Genomic DNA, 15552 nt, shown 5'->3' on the forward strand with positions numbered 1-15552 from the left:
CCGTGAAGGCCTCCTTACCGGCTCGAGACGCCGGTAAGGAGGCCTTCACGGCTTTCCGGGAAATATTTTGTCGGTGGCGGCGCTTAGTGTGACAACGTGACCATCGCTCCGCCCCGCTCCCGTCAAGAGCTCCCACCCGCTGAGACCGTCGGCTGGGTCCGCCGGCTGTCCGCCGCGGCTTGGGAGCACCGCGCCATTGTCGTGCTGTCGCTGCTCGCCGCCGTCTTCAGCGTCGGTGTGCAGGCCGCGAGCCCGCTGCTGGTGCGCACGGCGGTGGACGACGCCGTGGCGGGGCGGACCGGGGCGCTGCCCGGGATCGCCGTCTTCCTGGTGGCGCTGCAGCTGGTCGCGTTCGCCACCGCGTTCCTGCGCCGGTACTTCGGCGGGAAGCTCGCCCTCGACGTCCAGCACGACCTGCGGCAGCGCGTCTTCAACGCGGTCTCGCGCCTCGACGGCGGCAAGCAGGACGCGCTGCGCACCGGGCAGGTCGTCTCGCGGGCCATCTCCGACCTGCAGCTGGTCACCGGGATCCTGATGCAGGTCCCGCTCTCGTTCGGTTCGGTGATCTTCGCGCTGCTGTCGTTCGCGGCGATGCTGTGGATGTCCCCGATGCTGACGCTGATCGCGCTGGTCGTCACGCCCGCGGTCGGCATCGTCATCGCCCGCAGCCGCAAGCGCCTCTTCCCGGCGACGTGGTCGGCGCAGCAGCGCGCGGCCGACGTCGCGCAGCAGGTCGAGGAGACCGTCACCGGCGTGCGCGTCGTGAAGGGCTTCGGCCAGGAGACGCGGGAGGTCTCGAAGCTCGAAGGAACCGCGCGCAAGCTGTTCGGGGAGCGGCTTCGCGCGGCGAAGCTGTCGGCGGTGCCGACGGCGACCACCGCGGCCCTGCCCGCCGCCGGCCAGGTCGCCGTGCTCGGCATCGGCGGTGTCCTCGCGCTGAACGGCTCGATCACCCTCGGCACCTTCCTCGCCTTCGCGACCTACCTCGCGACGCTGATCGGCCCGGCCCGGATGCTGTCCGGCCTGGTCGTGCAGGCCCAGCTGACCCGCGCCGGCGCCGAGCGCGTGTACGAGCTGATCGACGCGCAACCGGAGGTCGTCGACGCCCCCGGCGCGCGCCCGCTGCCGGAGGGGCCGCTCGGCGTCGAACTGGCCGACGTCCGGTTCGGCTACACGCGCACCGACCCGGTGCTGGCCGGGTTGTCGGTCACCGCGAACCCGGGCGAGACCCTCGCGCTGGTCGGCACCGCGGGCTCCGGGAAGTCGACGATCTCCCTGCTGCTGCCCCGGTTCTACGACGTCCACGCGGGCTCGGTGCGGGTCGGCGGCCTCGACGTCCGGGACGTCCCGCTGCGGCAGCTGCGGCAGGCGATCGGCGTGGTGTTCGAGGAGGCGTTCCTGTTCTCCTCGTCGATCCGGGACAACATCGCGTACGGCCGCCCGGACGCGAGCGACGAGGAGATCGTCGCGGCGGCGCGCGCGGCCGAAGCCGACGAGTTCATCCGCGTCCTCCCCGACGGTTACGACACGCTGGTAGGCGAGCGCGGGCTGACGCTGTCGGGCGGGCAGCGGCAGCGCCTCGGGCTGGCCCGGGCGCTGATCACCGACCCGCGGATCCTCATCCTCGACGACGCGACGTCGGCCATCGACACCGTCACCGAGGCGGCGATCCACGACACCCTGCGGTCGGTCACCGCGAGCCGCACGACGCTGCTGATCGCGCACCGGCGCTCGACGCTGGCCCTGGCCGACCGGATCGCGGTGCTCGACGAGGGCCGCGTCGTCGACGTCGGCACCGAAGACGAGCTGATGGCGCGTTGCCCGCTGTTCCGTGAGCTCGTCGCCGGCCCGGGCGACGACGTGGAGGAGAAGCACCGCTGCGAAGGCCTCGACTGCGACCAGGCCGGGATCACGCAGGCGCTGTGGCCACGCGACGAAAGCCGTGACGAGGTCGACGACCTGGCCGACGCCGCCCGTCAGCGCAGCGGCAACCCGAACAGCAGCGGCTTCGTGGGCGGGGGCGGCGGCCTCGACGTGCCGCCGACGCCGGAGCTGATCGAAGGCGTGCGCAAGCTCCCGGCCGCCGTCGACGAGCCGCGGATGTCCGATGTGGACGTCACCGCACCCGACCCCGGCTTCCGGCTGGCCCGGCTGCTGCGGCCGGTCCGCTGGCCCCTGGCGCTGGTGATCGGGCTGGTGGCGGCGGACGCGCTGGCGTCGATCGCGCTGCCGGCGCTGTACCAGTTCGGCGTCGACCACGGCGTCCGCGCGGGTGTGGAGTCGATGATCTGGCTGGCCGCCGGGATCGGCGCCGTGGTGATCGCGGCCGACTGGCTGGTGGTGTTCGCGCAGACGCGCCTGACCTCGCGGGTCGGCGAGACGGTGCTGTATGCGCTGCGCGTCCGCAGCTACGCGCACCTGCAGCGGCTCGGGCTCGACTACTACGAGCGCGAGCTGTCCGGAAAGATCATGACCCGGATGACGACGGACGTCGACGCGCTCTCGACGTTCCTGCAGACCGGCCTGGCCACCGCGGTCGTCAGCGCGCTGACGCTGGCCGGGATCACGGCGGCGCTGCTGGTCACCGACGCCGGGCTGGCGCTGTTCGCGCTGGCCATGGTGCCGGTGCTGGCCGTCGCGACGGTGATCTTCCGGCGCGCGGCGTCGAAGGCGTACAACGAGGCCCGCGAGCGGGTCAGTCTCGTCAACGCGGACATGCAGGAGAACATGAGCGGCCTGCGCGTCGCCCAGGCGTACACGCGCGAAGACCGCTCCGCGGAGGCGTTCGCTTCGCGCAGCGACGACTACCGGCGCTCGCGGCTACGGGCGCAGCGGTACGTGGCGACGTACTTCCCGCTCGTGGCACTGCTGTCCGACCTGGCGACCACGACGGTGCTGGTGGCGGGCGCGAACCGCGTCTCGGCCGGGACGCTGTCGGCCGGCGTGCTGCTGGCGTTCCTGCTGTACCTGCAGCAGTTCTTCTCGCCGATCCAGCAGCTGTCGTCGGTGTTCGACGGCTACCAGCAGGCCCGCGTCGGCCTGAACCGGATCGGCGACCTGCTGCGGACGCCGACGTCGGTGCCGGCGGCGGAGAACGCCGTCGCGGCGCCGGCCCGGCTGCGCGGCGAGGTGTCGTTCAAGGACGTCGACTTCTCCTACACCGGCACCGAAGGCAAGGCGCTGGAGCAGTTCTCGCTGGACGTCGCGGCCGGGGAGACGATCGCCCTGGTCGGCGCGACCGGCGCGGGCAAGTCGACGGCGGTGAAGCTGGTGGCGCGCTTCTACGACGTCACCGGCGGCGAGGTCCGGATCGACGGCACGGACGTCCGCGAGTACGAGCTCGCCGGGCTGCGGCGCCGGATGGGCGTGGTGCCACAGGAGGCGCACCTGTTCTCGGGCACGGTGGCGGACAACGTCCGCTACGGCCGCCCCGCGGCGTCCGACGCCGAGGTCGAGGCGGCGGTCCGGGCGGTGGGCGCGTTCGACGGCGTCGCGGCCCTGCCGGCGGGGTTCCTGCAGCCGGTGGGCGAACGCGGCCGGTCGCTGTCGGCGGGGCAGCGTCAGCTGGTGGCGCTGGCCCGGGCGGAACTGGTGGACCCGGACGTCCTGCTGCTCGACGAGGCGACGGCGGCGCTGGACCCGTCGACGGAGGCGGCGGTCCTGCGGGCGACGGAGCACGTGGCCCGCCGCCGCACGACGTTCGTGGTGGCCCACCGCCTGGCCACGGCGGCCCGCGCCGACCGCATCGTGGTCCTGGACCACGGCCGCATCGCGGAGACGGGAACCCACGAAGAGCTCCTGGCGGCGAACGGCCTCTACGCCCGCCTCTGGTCCCTCGGCTGACCCCGTAACTCGCGTGATCGAGCCCGGAACTCGCGTGATTGAAGCCGGATCTCGCGAGTTCCGGCTTCAATCACGCGAGTTACGGCTTTGATCACGCGAGATGCCCGCTCAATCACGCGGTGATACCCCTCCAATCACGCGAGATGCCCTCTTGAGCACGAAAGTTCGTGGCCGTGGCCGGGCCGCGCTGGGAGCATGGTGGGCATGTTCGAAGAGAAGCGGGTCCCCGACCGGCAGGTCCGTGCGGCGCAGACGCAGACGACCGTCCGGGTCTACCAGGCCTGCTCACCCGCGGTCGCCGACGCCGCGCTCGCGAAGCAGACGTTCGAGGAGCGGGGTGGCACGACGTGGCTCATGCCGTCCTTCCGCTGGGCGGCCTACGGCAGCGGCAACGGGAGCAAGCCCGGCCGGGAGCGCATCCTGGCCGTCGACCTCACCCGGGGCGGCTTCGAGGAGGCGCTCGCCCGGTCGGCCGGCGGCGGTCCGGTGCTCGTCCGGTGGGACGCAGAACGAGACCTCGACCACACCGCCCTGAACTTCGAGGCGATCCGGATCGGCCTGACCGGCGACGTCCTCGACGACTACGCCGACGAGTGGATCACCGCCATCACCGACGTCACGCCCGTCATGCGGGACATCTCCGGCCTCCTGGCCACCGACCAGCTGCACAAGGCCGTCAAGCTGGTCCCGCACGAGCCGCCGTACCCACTGAGCGAGGACCTCGCCAAAGCCGTCGACGCAACCGGCTAAGGCAGCGCCCGCCACTTCAGCGAGCCCAGCCCCGCCGCCTCGACGTCGGGCCGGGAGGCCCACCGGACCGTCCCCGGCCGCACGTGCACCCCGGCCCCGACCAGCCAGTCCGGCTCCTCCGGCTCGACGTGCTCGAACGACTCGAAGTCCGCCGGCGTCGGCCAGACCGCCTGGCACGAGTCGCACCGCAGCACGACCGTGCCGGACTCCGTCACCAGCGGCCGTACCAGGCCCTGGTCCCAGAACGAAGGACATTCGACCAGCCACATCCGTCCAGGGGAACCCGCCGCGGTGAACGTTCCCGGACCCGCGGACGAACCCCGGCGGAAGAGGCCGCGAACCTTGTACCGGGTCCAGCGCTTAAGGTTCCCTTAGCACATCTTGATCGAGTCAGTGACCGATCCCCTAGTGCGCCACGCCTCACACAGGCCGGTTCCATCACAACGCGGTCATCGAAGGGGTTAGCCTGGTAGGCGCATCAGCGGATTCATGATCGAGATCGAGACGGATAGAGGCGAGCCCAAGCCGTGTCCAGCAGCAGCCCTGCGTCACAGTTCGGCCCCAACGAGTGGCTGGTCGAAGAGATGTACGACCAGTTCCTCGCAGACCCCAGTTCAGTCGATGCCGCCTGGCACGACTTCTTCGCGGACTTCAAGCCGACGCAGAACGCGCAGGCCAAGGCGGACAACGCCCGGCAGCAGCAGTCCGACGCCAAGACCGCCACCAACGGCCAGGCCTCCGCGCCGTCGGCCGAGGCGGTGCGGAACGCCGAGTCGGCGGCCAAGCAGTCGGCGACCAAGCCGGTCGCGGCCACGTCGGCCCCCTCGAAGACGGAGTCGAAGCCGGAGCCTGCGGCCGCGCCGAAGCCGGCCGCGCCGAAGCCGGCCGCTGCCAAGGCGGACGCGAAGAAGGAAGAGCCGGAGTCGAAGCAGCTGCGCGGTGCCGCGGCCGCCATCGCGAAGAACATGGACGCCTCCCTGAGCGTCCCCACCGCGACCAGCGTGCGCGCGGTCCCGGCGAAGCTGATGGCCGACAACCGCATCGTCATCAACAACCACCTCAAGCGCACCCGCGGCGGCAAGATCTCCTTCACGCACCTCATCGGCTACGCCATGGTGCGGGCGCTGAAGAACTTCCCGAACATGAACCGGCACTACCAGCTGATCGACGGGAAGCCGTTCGCGATCACGCCGGAGCACGTCAACTTCGGGCTCGCGATCGACATGAAGGGCAAGGACAACTCTCGCACGCTCGTCGTGGCCTCGATCAAGGGCTGCGAGGACATGTCGTTCCTGCAGTTCTGGCAGGCGTACGAAGAGATCGTCAAGAAGGCCCGCAACAACAAGCTGACCGCGGACGACTTCTCCGGCACCACGATCTCGCTGACCAACCCGGGCGGCATCGGCACCAACCACTCGGTGCCGCGCCTGCAGGCCGGCCAGGGCGCCATCATCGGCGTCGGCGCCATGCAGTACCCGGCGGCGTTCGAGGGCACCAGCGAGAAGACGCTGGTCGACCTCGGCATCAGCAAGATCATGACGCTGACCTCGACGTACGACCACCGCATCATCCAGGGCGCGGAGTCCGGCGAGTTCCTCAAGCGCATCCACCAGCTGCTGCTCGGCGAAGACGGCTTCTACGACGACGTCTTCACCAGCCTGCGCCTGCCGTACGAGCCGATCCGCTGGGTCGCCGACATCCCGGACGGCCCGGTCGACAAGACCGCCCGCGTCATCGAGCTCATCGACGCGTTCCGGATGCGCGGCCACCTGATGGCCGACACCGACCCGCTGAACTACCGGCAGCGCAGCCACGCCGACCTGGACGTGCTGAGCCACGGGCTCACCCTCTGGGACCTCGACCGCGAGTTCCCGGTCGGCGGCTTCGCCGGCCAGGAGCGGATGAAGCTGCGCGACATCCTGGGCGTGCTGCGCAACTCCTACTGCCGCACGGTCGGGATCGAGTACACCCACATCCTCGACCCCGAGGAGCGGCGCTGGATCCAGGAGCGCGTCGAGATCCCGCACGAGAAGCCGGACCCCGCGGTCCAGAAGTACGTGCTCTCGAAGCTGAACGCCGCCGAGGCGTTCGAGACGTTCCTGCAGACCAAGTACGTCGGCCAGAAGCGCTTCTCGCTCGAAGGCGGCGAGACGGCGATCCCGCTGCTCGACACGCTGCTGGACAAGGCCGCCGAGCACGAGCTCGACGAGGTCGTCATCGGCATGCCGCACCGCGGCCGGCTGAACGTGCTGGCCAACATCGTCGGCAAGCCGATCAGCCAGATCTTCCAGGAGTTCGAGGGCAACCTCGACCCGGGCCAGGCGCACGGCTCCGGTGACGTGAAGTACCACCTCGGCGCCGAGGGCAAGTACTTCCGCATGTTCGGCGACGGCGAGACGAAGGTGTCGCTGACGGCGAACCCGTCGCACCTGGAGACCGTGGACCCGGTGCTCGAGGGCATCGTCCGCGCGAAGCAGGACCTCCTGGACAAGGGCGGCGAGGGCTACACCGTGCTGCCGGTCCTGATGCACGGCGACGCGGCCTTCGCGGGCCAGGGCGTCGTCGCCGAGACGCTGAACCTGTCGCTGCTGCGCGGGTACCGCACCGGCGGCACCGTGCACGTGATCGTCAACAACCAGGTCGGCTTCACGACCGCGCCGGAGCACTCGCGCTCCAGCCAGTACGCCACCGACGTCGCGAAGATGATCGGCTCGCCGATCTTCCACGTGAACGGCGACGACCCGGAGGCCGCGCACTGGGTGGCCAAGCTGGCCGTCGAGTACCGGCAGGCGTTCCACAAGGACGTCGTCATCGACCTGATCTGCTACCGCCGCCGCGGCCACAACGAGGGCGACGACCCCTCGATGACGCAGCCGGCGATGTACGACATCATCGACACGAAGCGTTCGGTGCGGAAGACCTACACCGAGTCGCTGATCGGCCGCGGGGACATCTCCGTCGAAGAGGCCGAAGCCGCGCTGCGCGACTTCTCGAGCCAGCTGGAGCACGTCTTCAACGAGGTGCGGGAGCTGGAGAAGCACCCGGCGAAGGCGAGTCCCTCGGTCGAGGAGGAGCAGCAGGTCCCGGCCAAGGTCGCCACGGCGATCACCAGCGAGACGCTGGAGCACATCGGCGACGCGTTCGTGAATGTGCCCGAGGGCTTCACGCCGCACCCGCGCGTCAAGCCGGTCATGGAGCGCCGCCACAAGATGTCCCGCGAAGGCGACATCGACTGGGCGTTCGGCGAGCTGCTCGCCTTTGGGTCGCTGGCGATGGAGGGCCGGCTCGTCCGGCTGTCCGGCCAGGACTCGCGGCGCGGCACGTTCACCCAGCGGCACTCGGTGTTCATCGACCGCAAGACCGGCCAGGAGTACTCGCCGCTGCAGAACCTGGCCGACGGCCAGGGCCGCGTGATGATCTACGACTCGGCGCTGTCGGAGTACGCGGCCGTGGGCTTCGAGTACGGCTACTCGGTGGCCAACCCCGAGTCGCTGGTCATGTGGGAAGCGCAGTTCGGTGACTTCGTCAACGGCGCGCAGACCGTCATCGACGAGTACATCTCCTCCGGCGAGGCCAAGTGGGGCCAGCGCTCGGACGTCGTGCTGCTGCTGCCGCACGGCCACGAGGGCCAGGGCCCGGACCACACGTCCGGCCGCATCGAGCGGTTCCTCTCGCTGTGCGCGGAGGGCTCGATGACGGTGGCGGTGCCGTCGACCCCGGCGAACTACTTCCACCTGCTGCGCCGGCACGCCCTCGACGGCATCCAGCGCCCGCTGGTCGTGTTCACGCCGAAGTCGATGCTGCGCAACAAGGCCGCGACGTCGGCGACCGGCGACTTCACCGGCCAGAGCCGGTTCATGTCGGTCATCGACGACGTCACGCCGGACCCCGCGAACATCCGCAAGGTGCTGCTGACCTCCGGGAAGCTGTACTGGGAGCTGGTCGCGGAGCGCACCAAGCGCGAGGCGCACGACGTCGCGATCGTGCGGATCGAGCAGTACTACCCGCTGCCGAAGAAGAAGCTGGTGGCGGCGCTGGAGCGCTACACGAACGCGTCGCAGGTCGCGTGGGTCCAGGAGGAGCCGGAGAACCAGGGCGCGTGGCCGTTCTTCGGCCTCAACCTGCCGCGCAAGTTCCCGGAGCTGCTCTCGGGCCTGCAGGTCGTGTCGCGCCGTCCGATGGCGGCGCCGTCGGCCGGCTCGTCGAAGGTGCACGAGGTTGAGCAGAAGGCGCTGATCTCGAAGGCGTTCGACTAATCGCTTGACGGTCCGTGAAGGCCTCCTTACCGGCATCTTGAGCCGGTAAGGGGGCCTTCACGGCTTTCGGGAGAGCGTCAGCCGCCGGAAGTGATCGAGAACGGCGCCCAGTTCACCGCCGCGCGGAAGGGCCGCTCCGCGTAGCCCGGGCCGAGCGCGCGCTGGCGGGCGATGTCCGCCGCGGCTTCCTCCGCGGACACCTCCCGGAGCTGCTGACGCCGGTGCCGGCACGCGGCGAACTCCTCGACGTTCCCCGCCGCGCGGTGCGCCACCGAAAGCAGCGTGTAGGCCAGCGCCAGGTCCAGTCCCCCCGCGGCCACCCGCTCGACGACCCAGGTCAGCAGCTCCCGGGCACTGGCCGCCGCGATGCGGCGCTGGGCGTCGGTCAACGCCGTGCTCACCGCTTCGAGCGACCAGTCGCCGTCCGCGCCGAGCCGGTCGTGGAACCAGAGCATGAGCACCGCCGTCGCGAGGTCCGGGACCGGGCGGAACGTGCTGACCAGCGCCGTCGCCCCCGCGGCGAGCAGGGTGCTCGCGATGCCGGTCAGCTCGTCGCCGGTCCGGACCCGGTGCTTGCCGCTCTGGCAGGAGCCGAGCACGACGAGCGCGCCCGACCAGTCCAGCGAGGCCAGCCGCGGCAGCGTCACCTGGTCCGGCCGGCCCTCGGGACCGGCGAGCAGCAGGCCGGAGCGTTCGGGCCGGGCTTCGTCGAACACGGCGTGGCACGCCAGGTGCACCAGGCGCGCGGTGCCGTCGAGGGCGCCGGCGAGCCAGTCGAAGGTCAGGTCGCCGCCGTACCGCGCTTCGCCGCCCAGCCGGGCCGCGACACCGGCCGCCTCCGCCCGCGCGAACGGCAGGTCGCCGAGCGGGTCGCCGCCGATGACGAGCGACTCCCGCCGCGTCCACGACCCGCTGTGCGCCGCGCGCAGCAGGGACGCGCTGGGCACCACGAACGTCCCGGGCCGCGGCTCGATCCCGCCGTCCTCGCGCGGAACGAGGTGGAGTGACGCCAGGTGGAGCACGCCGTGCGGCGCGACGTACACGTCGGTGCGGACGTCCCCGACGAGCCGCGCCAGCCGCTGGTACACCGGCTGGGCGAGCAGGCGGTCGAGGCCGCGCGGGTCGTCCTCGTTCAGCAGCCGGTGGAACTCGGCCAGTCCGGGATCGCCGGCCGGGACGACCAGCCGGACCCCGATCTCCCCGGCGGCCACCGTGAAGACGTAGATGCCCTTGCCGCCGGTGAAGAACTCGAGCAGCGTCCGCTCACCGCGCAGCGAGAGCAGCGCGCGGACGTCCGGGCCGGTGGACGGCGTCGCCAGCCGGTGCAATCGGACATCGGCCGGGAGCTGGTCCCAGACGTCTTCGAGCCGGCCGCGGACGTCCTCGATCTCCTTGTCGACTTCGGAAAGCCGGGTGACGCGCTCGCGCGGGGAGAGCTCGTCGCCGAGTGACCGCGTGCGCAACCGCACGAGCCGCTGCCAGAGCTGTTCCTCTTCGTCCGCCAGCGGATCGTCCACGACGGGCGGCCGGTCGCGCACGGCGTCGAGCAGGGCACGGGACTTCGCGGCCTGCACCAGCTCGAACGCCCGCTCGGCGTGCCCGAGGTCGATCGCGACCTCGACGGCCTGCGTGTACGGCGGCTCGAGGTACACCGCGAACCGGCCGGCCTCCCCGACGTCGACGGCGCCGCGGCGCAGCTCCGAATGGGCGGTACAGGCCCGTTCCAGGCGCTGCAGCGTCTCCTCGCTCCACCGCCCGTCCTCGAAGGCGAGCCCGCCGAGCACGGTGTTGACGACGAACACCAGCGCGTCGTCCGAAGTCGCCGCCAAAGCCGCTTCGAGCTGTGCGGCGATCTCCGCGGCCTCGTCGCTCTTCCCCTGCCGGAACAGGAAGTGCATCAGCCGGGCGCGCCGGCTCGCGTAGCGTCCGGGCATGTCGTCGGCCGACCGCTGGCCGGCGGCGACGAACCGCCGCAGGTACCGCTCCTCCAGTTCGACGGCACCGTGCTCGGCCGCGATGCCGGCGGCGACCCCGTCGAGGACACCGCCGTCGACGATGGTCGCGAGCTCTTCGCGCTGCGACTCCGTCAGCTCGACGCCGGGCAGCCGCTCGGCTGCCTCCCGGTCGCGGACGAACGTCTGCAGGCCCCGGGCCCGCGCCAGCAGCTCGACGGCCCGGACCGGCAGGACGTTCTCGAACCGGCGGCTCAGGCTGCACTGGTTGATCAGGGCGGTCAGCTCGCGCCGGGCGTCGCCGAGCTGGTTCGCGTACTGCTTCGCGCGCTCCAGGTACTGCCACGCCGTTTCGTGGTCGCCGGTCTCCATGTACAGGTAGCCGAGGCTGTTCCACACCCGCGGCAGGCAGTGGACGGCACCGAGGTGGTCCCACGCCGCCTCGGCCTGCCGGAGGAGCCGTTCGGCGTCGGCGTACCGGTGCCGCCCCAGCAGCCGCTCCCCTTCGTCGGTGGCGTCGGACGCGGTCTTCGCGAGGAGCCCGATCTCCAGTGCCGCGTCGGCCGGGTGCTCCCCGGCGAACTTCTCCTCGGTCCGCTGCTCGATCCGGCGCACCATCTGCTCGTGCCCGGTCGTGTAGCGCTCGACGTCGACTTCGGCGTGCAGGCGGTGGATGAGGTCGTGGGCATCGACGAAGGCTTGCGTCGCGGCTTCGGCGTCCACCCCGCGAGCCCGCAGGGCGAGGTTGTGCAGGGCGACGAACTCGTCGTAGCCCGCGCCGGCCTCGCGGAACATCGCCGCGGCTTCGCGGGTCTTCGCGACGGACTCCTCGACGCGGCCCTGCCGGTGCAGCTCTTCGGCGAGGTTGTCGGTGGTGATCGCCCGGACGGCCGGCGCCTGCCCCGGGACGGCCAGTGCCTCCTCGTACCGCTCGGCCGCCCGCGCGTCCCCGCGCCGCGACAGCACCAGCGCGTGGTTCTGCAGCGCGGCCCGGTAACCGTCGGCGTCCCCCGAAGCCTCGGCCGCCCTGACGGCTTCGGCGAGGTACTCGTCGGCTTCGGGCAGCCGGTCGTCGGCCAGCTCCACCAGGCCGAGCCCCTCGAACGCGGCACTGACCGCGTTGAGGTCTTCCAGCTCCCGGGCGATTCCGAAGGCGAGGGCGTACGCCTTGCGGGCGTCGTCGAACTGCCGTGCCAGGCGCGCGGCCTGGCCCAGCAGCCGGTAGAACGCGAACACCGTCAGCCGGTCGGCGGACTCGTCCTCCGCGAGCTCGAGCCCGCTCATCAGGGTTCCGTAGGCGTCCTGGTGGCGCCCTTCGCCGAGGAGCCGGTGGACGTGCTGGATCAGGCCCAGCAGCTGCAGGTCGGACTCCGTGGGCCCGGTCACGCCCCGGCCGCCCGGATGATGGCGACCGGGTCGTCGACGAGGGGAGCCACCGCGGGCTCGCTCGTCGTGCCGCGGTACTCCGCCATCTCCAAGTCCGAGAAGCGCTCGACCAGCTCGCCGTAGAGCCGCTGGTACTCGGCGAAGAGGATTTCCTGCTGGGGCCGGGTCAGGTCGTCGGTGAAGATCGCCCCCGCGGTCTTGCGCCAGGCGCGTTGGGCAGCGCCGAGCTCGCCCGCGATCACCTGCTCCTTCGTCCGCTCCCACAGCGGGTAGAAGGCGAGCTTGCGGTAGTCGTCGCGCTCGGTCTTCGCTTCGACGCTGACCAGGATGAAGTCGTGTTCGGTGTAGGGCACGAGGGTGACGCCGTCGTCGAGGAGGCGGTGCAGCCGCCCGTCGGAGACACGCAGGGACGCCAGCTCCGCCGCCGACGCCGCCGTGCGCGGCCGGCGCATCACGCAGTAGTTCAGCGGCTCGAAACCCCTCTGCCACGACCGGTAGGCGCCGACGCGGAGCTCGACGTCCGGGGACTCGAGGAACGACTCGATGCCGCGGATCAGCGACGACGCCAGCGGCACGGCGCCGGCGAGCCCGCCGAACCCGACCGCCGAGGCGACGTCTTCGACGACCTTCAGCGAGCGCGCGATCCAGTCGGTGGTCTTGGCCCGGAACAGCGCGACCAGCAGGCTGACCTCGTCGCCTTCGTACGGGACCGGCCCGGCGACCCGGACGTTGGCGATCTCGACGGCGTCGTCGGCGCCGGTGACCTGGAACCGGCGCGCGAGCTCGGCGCTGCTGAGCACCGTGGGCACCGCGACGGTGTTCCCCTTGTGGGCGAACTCGGTGACGATCGTCCCGAAGGGCAGGTACTCGCGCCACAGCTCGCGGGCGCGGGTCAGCCACATCTGCTGGAGCCGGACTTCGAGGTAGACCTGGCCGGGCGCGAACGCCGGCGCCGGCGCGGAGTCCACCGCCGGAACCTGCACGGCGACGATGCCCTCGGCCTCCCGCTTGACGACGCGGTCGACCAGTTCCCGAATCCCCATGGTTTCCCCTCATCCGGTTCGGTCCGATTCTAGGGTGAGCGGGCGAAAACGGCTTTCGCCCGCGGCCGGTTCGCGGCAAGGTGGCGGCCATGCTGATCCGCCGCGAGACGCCCGCCGACCGGAGCACCGTCCACACGATCCACAGCGAGGCCTTCCGGCGCGAACCCGGTGTCACCCCGGTCGAGGCGCCGCTGGTGGACGAGCTGCGCGCGGACGGCGACCTGCTCGACGCGCTCTCGCTGGTGGCCGTCCGCGATGGCGAGGTCGTCGGGCACGTGTGCTGCAGCCGGGCCCGCGTCGGCGACGACACGACGTCGGCCGTCGGGCTGGGGCCGCTCGGCGTGCTGCCCGCGCACCAGGCGTCCGGCGTCGGCTCGGCGCTGGTGCACGCGGTGCTCGGCGCGGCGGACGCGCTCGGGTACGGCGTGGTCGTGCTGCTCGGCAACCCGGCGTACTACGGGCGGTTCGGCTTCGTCACGGCGTCGACGCTGTCGATCACGGCGCCGGATCCGGCCTGGGACAAGCACTTCCAGGCCCGCACGCTCACCGGCTACAAACCCACGCAGGCGGGCGCGTTCGAGTACGCGCCGGCGTTTTCCCGGATCTGAGGAGCCTTCGCATGTACGCACCGAGCTCGTCCGTCGGCGTCCGGATCAACCGCGAGCAGCCGCCGGCCAGGCTGGTCGAGCTGGCCCGCCAGGCGGAAGCCGCGGGCCTCGACGAGGTCTGGCTGGTCGAAGACTGCTTCTGGGCGGCGGGGATCGCCACCGTGGCCACGGCGCTGGCGGCGACGTCGACGATCAAGGTGGGCATCGGCGTCCTGCCGGCGGTGGCCCGCAACCCGGCGATCGCGGCGATGGAACTGGCGGCGCTGGCCGAGCTGCACCCGGGCCGGCTGATCGGCGGGCTGGGCCACGGGGTGGCGTCGTGGATGCGCCAGATCGGCGCGTACCCGGCTTCGCCGTTGGCGGCGCTGGAGGAGACGCTGGTGGCGGTCCGCCGGCTGCTGGCGGGCGATCGGGTGACCACGCAGGGCCGGCACGTCACGTTGGACGAGGTGGAACTGGTGTTCCCGCCGGCCGTGGTGCCGCCGGTGCTGGCCGGGGTTCGCCGGCCGAAGTCGCTGGCGATCGCGGGTGCGTCCGCCGACGGTACGATCTTGGCGGAGCCCGCGCCGCCGGAGTACGTCCGGACGGCGCTGGAAGGCGTCGCTGCCGGGCGTTCTGCGGAGGGCGCACCTGACCATCATGCGGTGGTGACGTACAACTGGCTGGCCTTGGGTGACCCCGAGCGGGCGCGCCGGACGGTGGCGGAGTCGCTGACTCCCGGTGCGCGGGTGCAGGTCGAGGGGCTGCCGTTCGCTTCGGAGCTGCTGGCGCTGGTGGATTCGTCGTCCACTGTGGACGAACTGGCGGCCGGGCTGCGGCCGGAGTGGATCTCGCGGCTGGCCGTCTGCGGCGAGCTGGACCAGTGCGTCGCCGCGGTGCGTGCGCTGCACGAGGCCGGGAGCGGGTCGGTGGTGCTGCTGCCGCTGCCGGAGGAACCGCCGGAACGGGGCATCGAGGACGCGGGCCTCCTGGCAGCGGCCTTGCGTCGTTAGACGGCCTCGAGGACGAAGAACAGGAAGCCCAGGAAGGCCCCGGAGGAGAATTTCGACAGCTCGTCGGGGAAGAGCTCACGGGCTTCCGGCGCGAAAGGCGGTTCGCTGATCACGGCGGTGCGGAAACCGGCCGCGGTGAAGGCGTCGGTCATCGCGTGCAGTGGGCGGTGCCAGAAGGTGAGCTCGGCCTTCTGACCGTTGAAGTCGTACTCGTCGGTCCACTGGGCGACGGCGAAGTAGTCGCCTTCGGGGTGGATCACCTTGTAGAGGATCGGGTGGTTGACGGCCACGATCAGCCGGCCGCCGGGCTCGAGCACGCGCCGGAGTTCGGCCAGCGGCGCGTTCCAGTCCTCCAGGTAGTGCAGGACCAGGGCCGCGACGACGTCGTCGAAGGCACCGTCGGGGTAGGGCAGCGGGTCGCCCAGGTCGGCGACCCGCAGGTCGGCGCCGTCGCCGAGCCGCCGCCGGGCCACGTCCACCATCTTGGCGCTGGAGTCGAAGCCGGCCACGACGGCGCCGCGCTCGCGCAGCGCGGCGAACAGCGGGCCGGAGCCGCAGCCGGCGTCGAGGATCCGGCGGCCGGCGACGTCCCCGGCCAGGTCCACGATGGCGGGCAGCGTGTAGTAGGCGTTCATGAGGCTGGTCTCGTTCTCGGCGGCGTACGCCTCGGCGAAGCTGTCGTAGTCGGTGGCCATGTGATCCATCATGGCACCGTGCCGGAG

At 71.6% G+C, this 15552-nt stretch carries 9 protein-coding genes; 5 read left to right on the top strand and 4 right to left on the bottom strand.

Annotated elements, in window-relative coordinates:
* Positions 1-96 precede the first annotated feature (96 nt).
* Complete coding sequence (locus tag AB0M83_RS34145; RefSeq protein WP_364523383.1) at positions 97-3843, top strand: ABC transporter ATP-binding protein; 3747 nt, start codon at positions 97-99, stop codon at positions 3841-3843.
* A gap of 204 nt (positions 3844-4047) precedes the next feature.
* Positions 4048-4593 carry a DUF4291 family protein gene (locus AB0M83_RS34150; RefSeq protein ID WP_364523385.1) on the top strand — a complete coding sequence of 182 codons (546 nt, stop codon included), beginning with the start codon at positions 4048-4050 and terminating at the stop codon, positions 4591-4593.
* Here AB0M83_RS34150 and AB0M83_RS34155 read toward each other — a convergent pair.
* The gene (locus AB0M83_RS34155; RefSeq protein WP_364523387.1) at positions 4590-4862 is read right to left on the bottom strand and encodes a hypothetical protein; all 273 of its coding nucleotides are present in this window, start codon (positions 4860-4862) and stop codon (positions 4590-4592) included. The genes AB0M83_RS34150 and AB0M83_RS34155 overlap by 4 nt on opposite strands.
* Before the next feature lie 258 nt (positions 4863-5120).
* Between AB0M83_RS34155 and AB0M83_RS34160 the strand changes: the two genes are divergently transcribed.
* Positions 5121-8849: a multifunctional oxoglutarate decarboxylase/oxoglutarate dehydrogenase thiamine pyrophosphate-binding subunit/dihydrolipoyllysine-residue succinyltransferase subunit gene (locus AB0M83_RS34160; protein WP_364523389.1), complete on the top strand. Its 3729-nt coding sequence runs from the start codon at positions 5121-5123 to the stop codon at positions 8847-8849.
* Between the two features lie 77 nt (positions 8850-8926).
* Here AB0M83_RS34160 and AB0M83_RS34165 read toward each other — a convergent pair whose 3' ends face one another.
* Together AB0M83_RS34165 and AB0M83_RS34170 are read right to left on the bottom strand one after the other, a co-directional pair.
* Positions 8927-12187 (bottom strand): CHAT domain-containing protein, encoded by a 3261-nt coding sequence (locus AB0M83_RS34165; protein WP_364523391.1) that lies wholly within the window; start codon positions 12185-12187, stop codon positions 8927-8929.
* Complete coding sequence (locus AB0M83_RS34170) at positions 12184-13230, bottom strand: hypothetical protein (RefSeq protein ID WP_364523393.1); 1047 nt, start codon at positions 13228-13230, stop codon at positions 12184-12186. The genes AB0M83_RS34165 and AB0M83_RS34170 overlap by 4 nt, the downstream gene beginning before the upstream one ends.
* Positions 13231-13319: 89 nt before the next feature.
* Here AB0M83_RS34170 and AB0M83_RS34175 point away from each other — a divergent pair, with 89 nt between their 5' ends.
* Together AB0M83_RS34175 and AB0M83_RS34180 are read left to right on the top strand one after the other, a co-directional pair.
* The gene (locus AB0M83_RS34175) at positions 13320-13838 is read left to right on the top strand and encodes an N-acetyltransferase (RefSeq protein ID WP_364523395.1); all 519 of its coding nucleotides are present in this window, start codon (positions 13320-13322) and stop codon (positions 13836-13838) included.
* A gap of 11 nt (positions 13839-13849) precedes the next feature.
* Complete coding sequence (locus AB0M83_RS34180; RefSeq protein ID WP_364523397.1) at positions 13850-14830, top strand: LLM class flavin-dependent oxidoreductase; 981 nt, start codon at positions 13850-13852, stop codon at positions 14828-14830.
* On the opposite strand, the gene AB0M83_RS34185 is transcribed toward AB0M83_RS34180, so the two are convergent.
* Complete coding sequence (locus AB0M83_RS34185; RefSeq protein ID WP_364523399.1) at positions 14827-15525, bottom strand: methyltransferase domain-containing protein; 699 nt, start codon at positions 15523-15525, stop codon at positions 14827-14829. The two genes, AB0M83_RS34180 and AB0M83_RS34185, sit on opposite strands and share 4 nt — an antisense overlap.
* Positions 15526-15552: the final 27 nt, after the last annotated feature.

It is taken from the genome of Amycolatopsis sp. NPDC051106, assembly GCF_040682775.1.
Lineage (GTDB): Bacteria > Actinomycetota > Actinomycetes > Mycobacteriales > Pseudonocardiaceae > Amycolatopsis.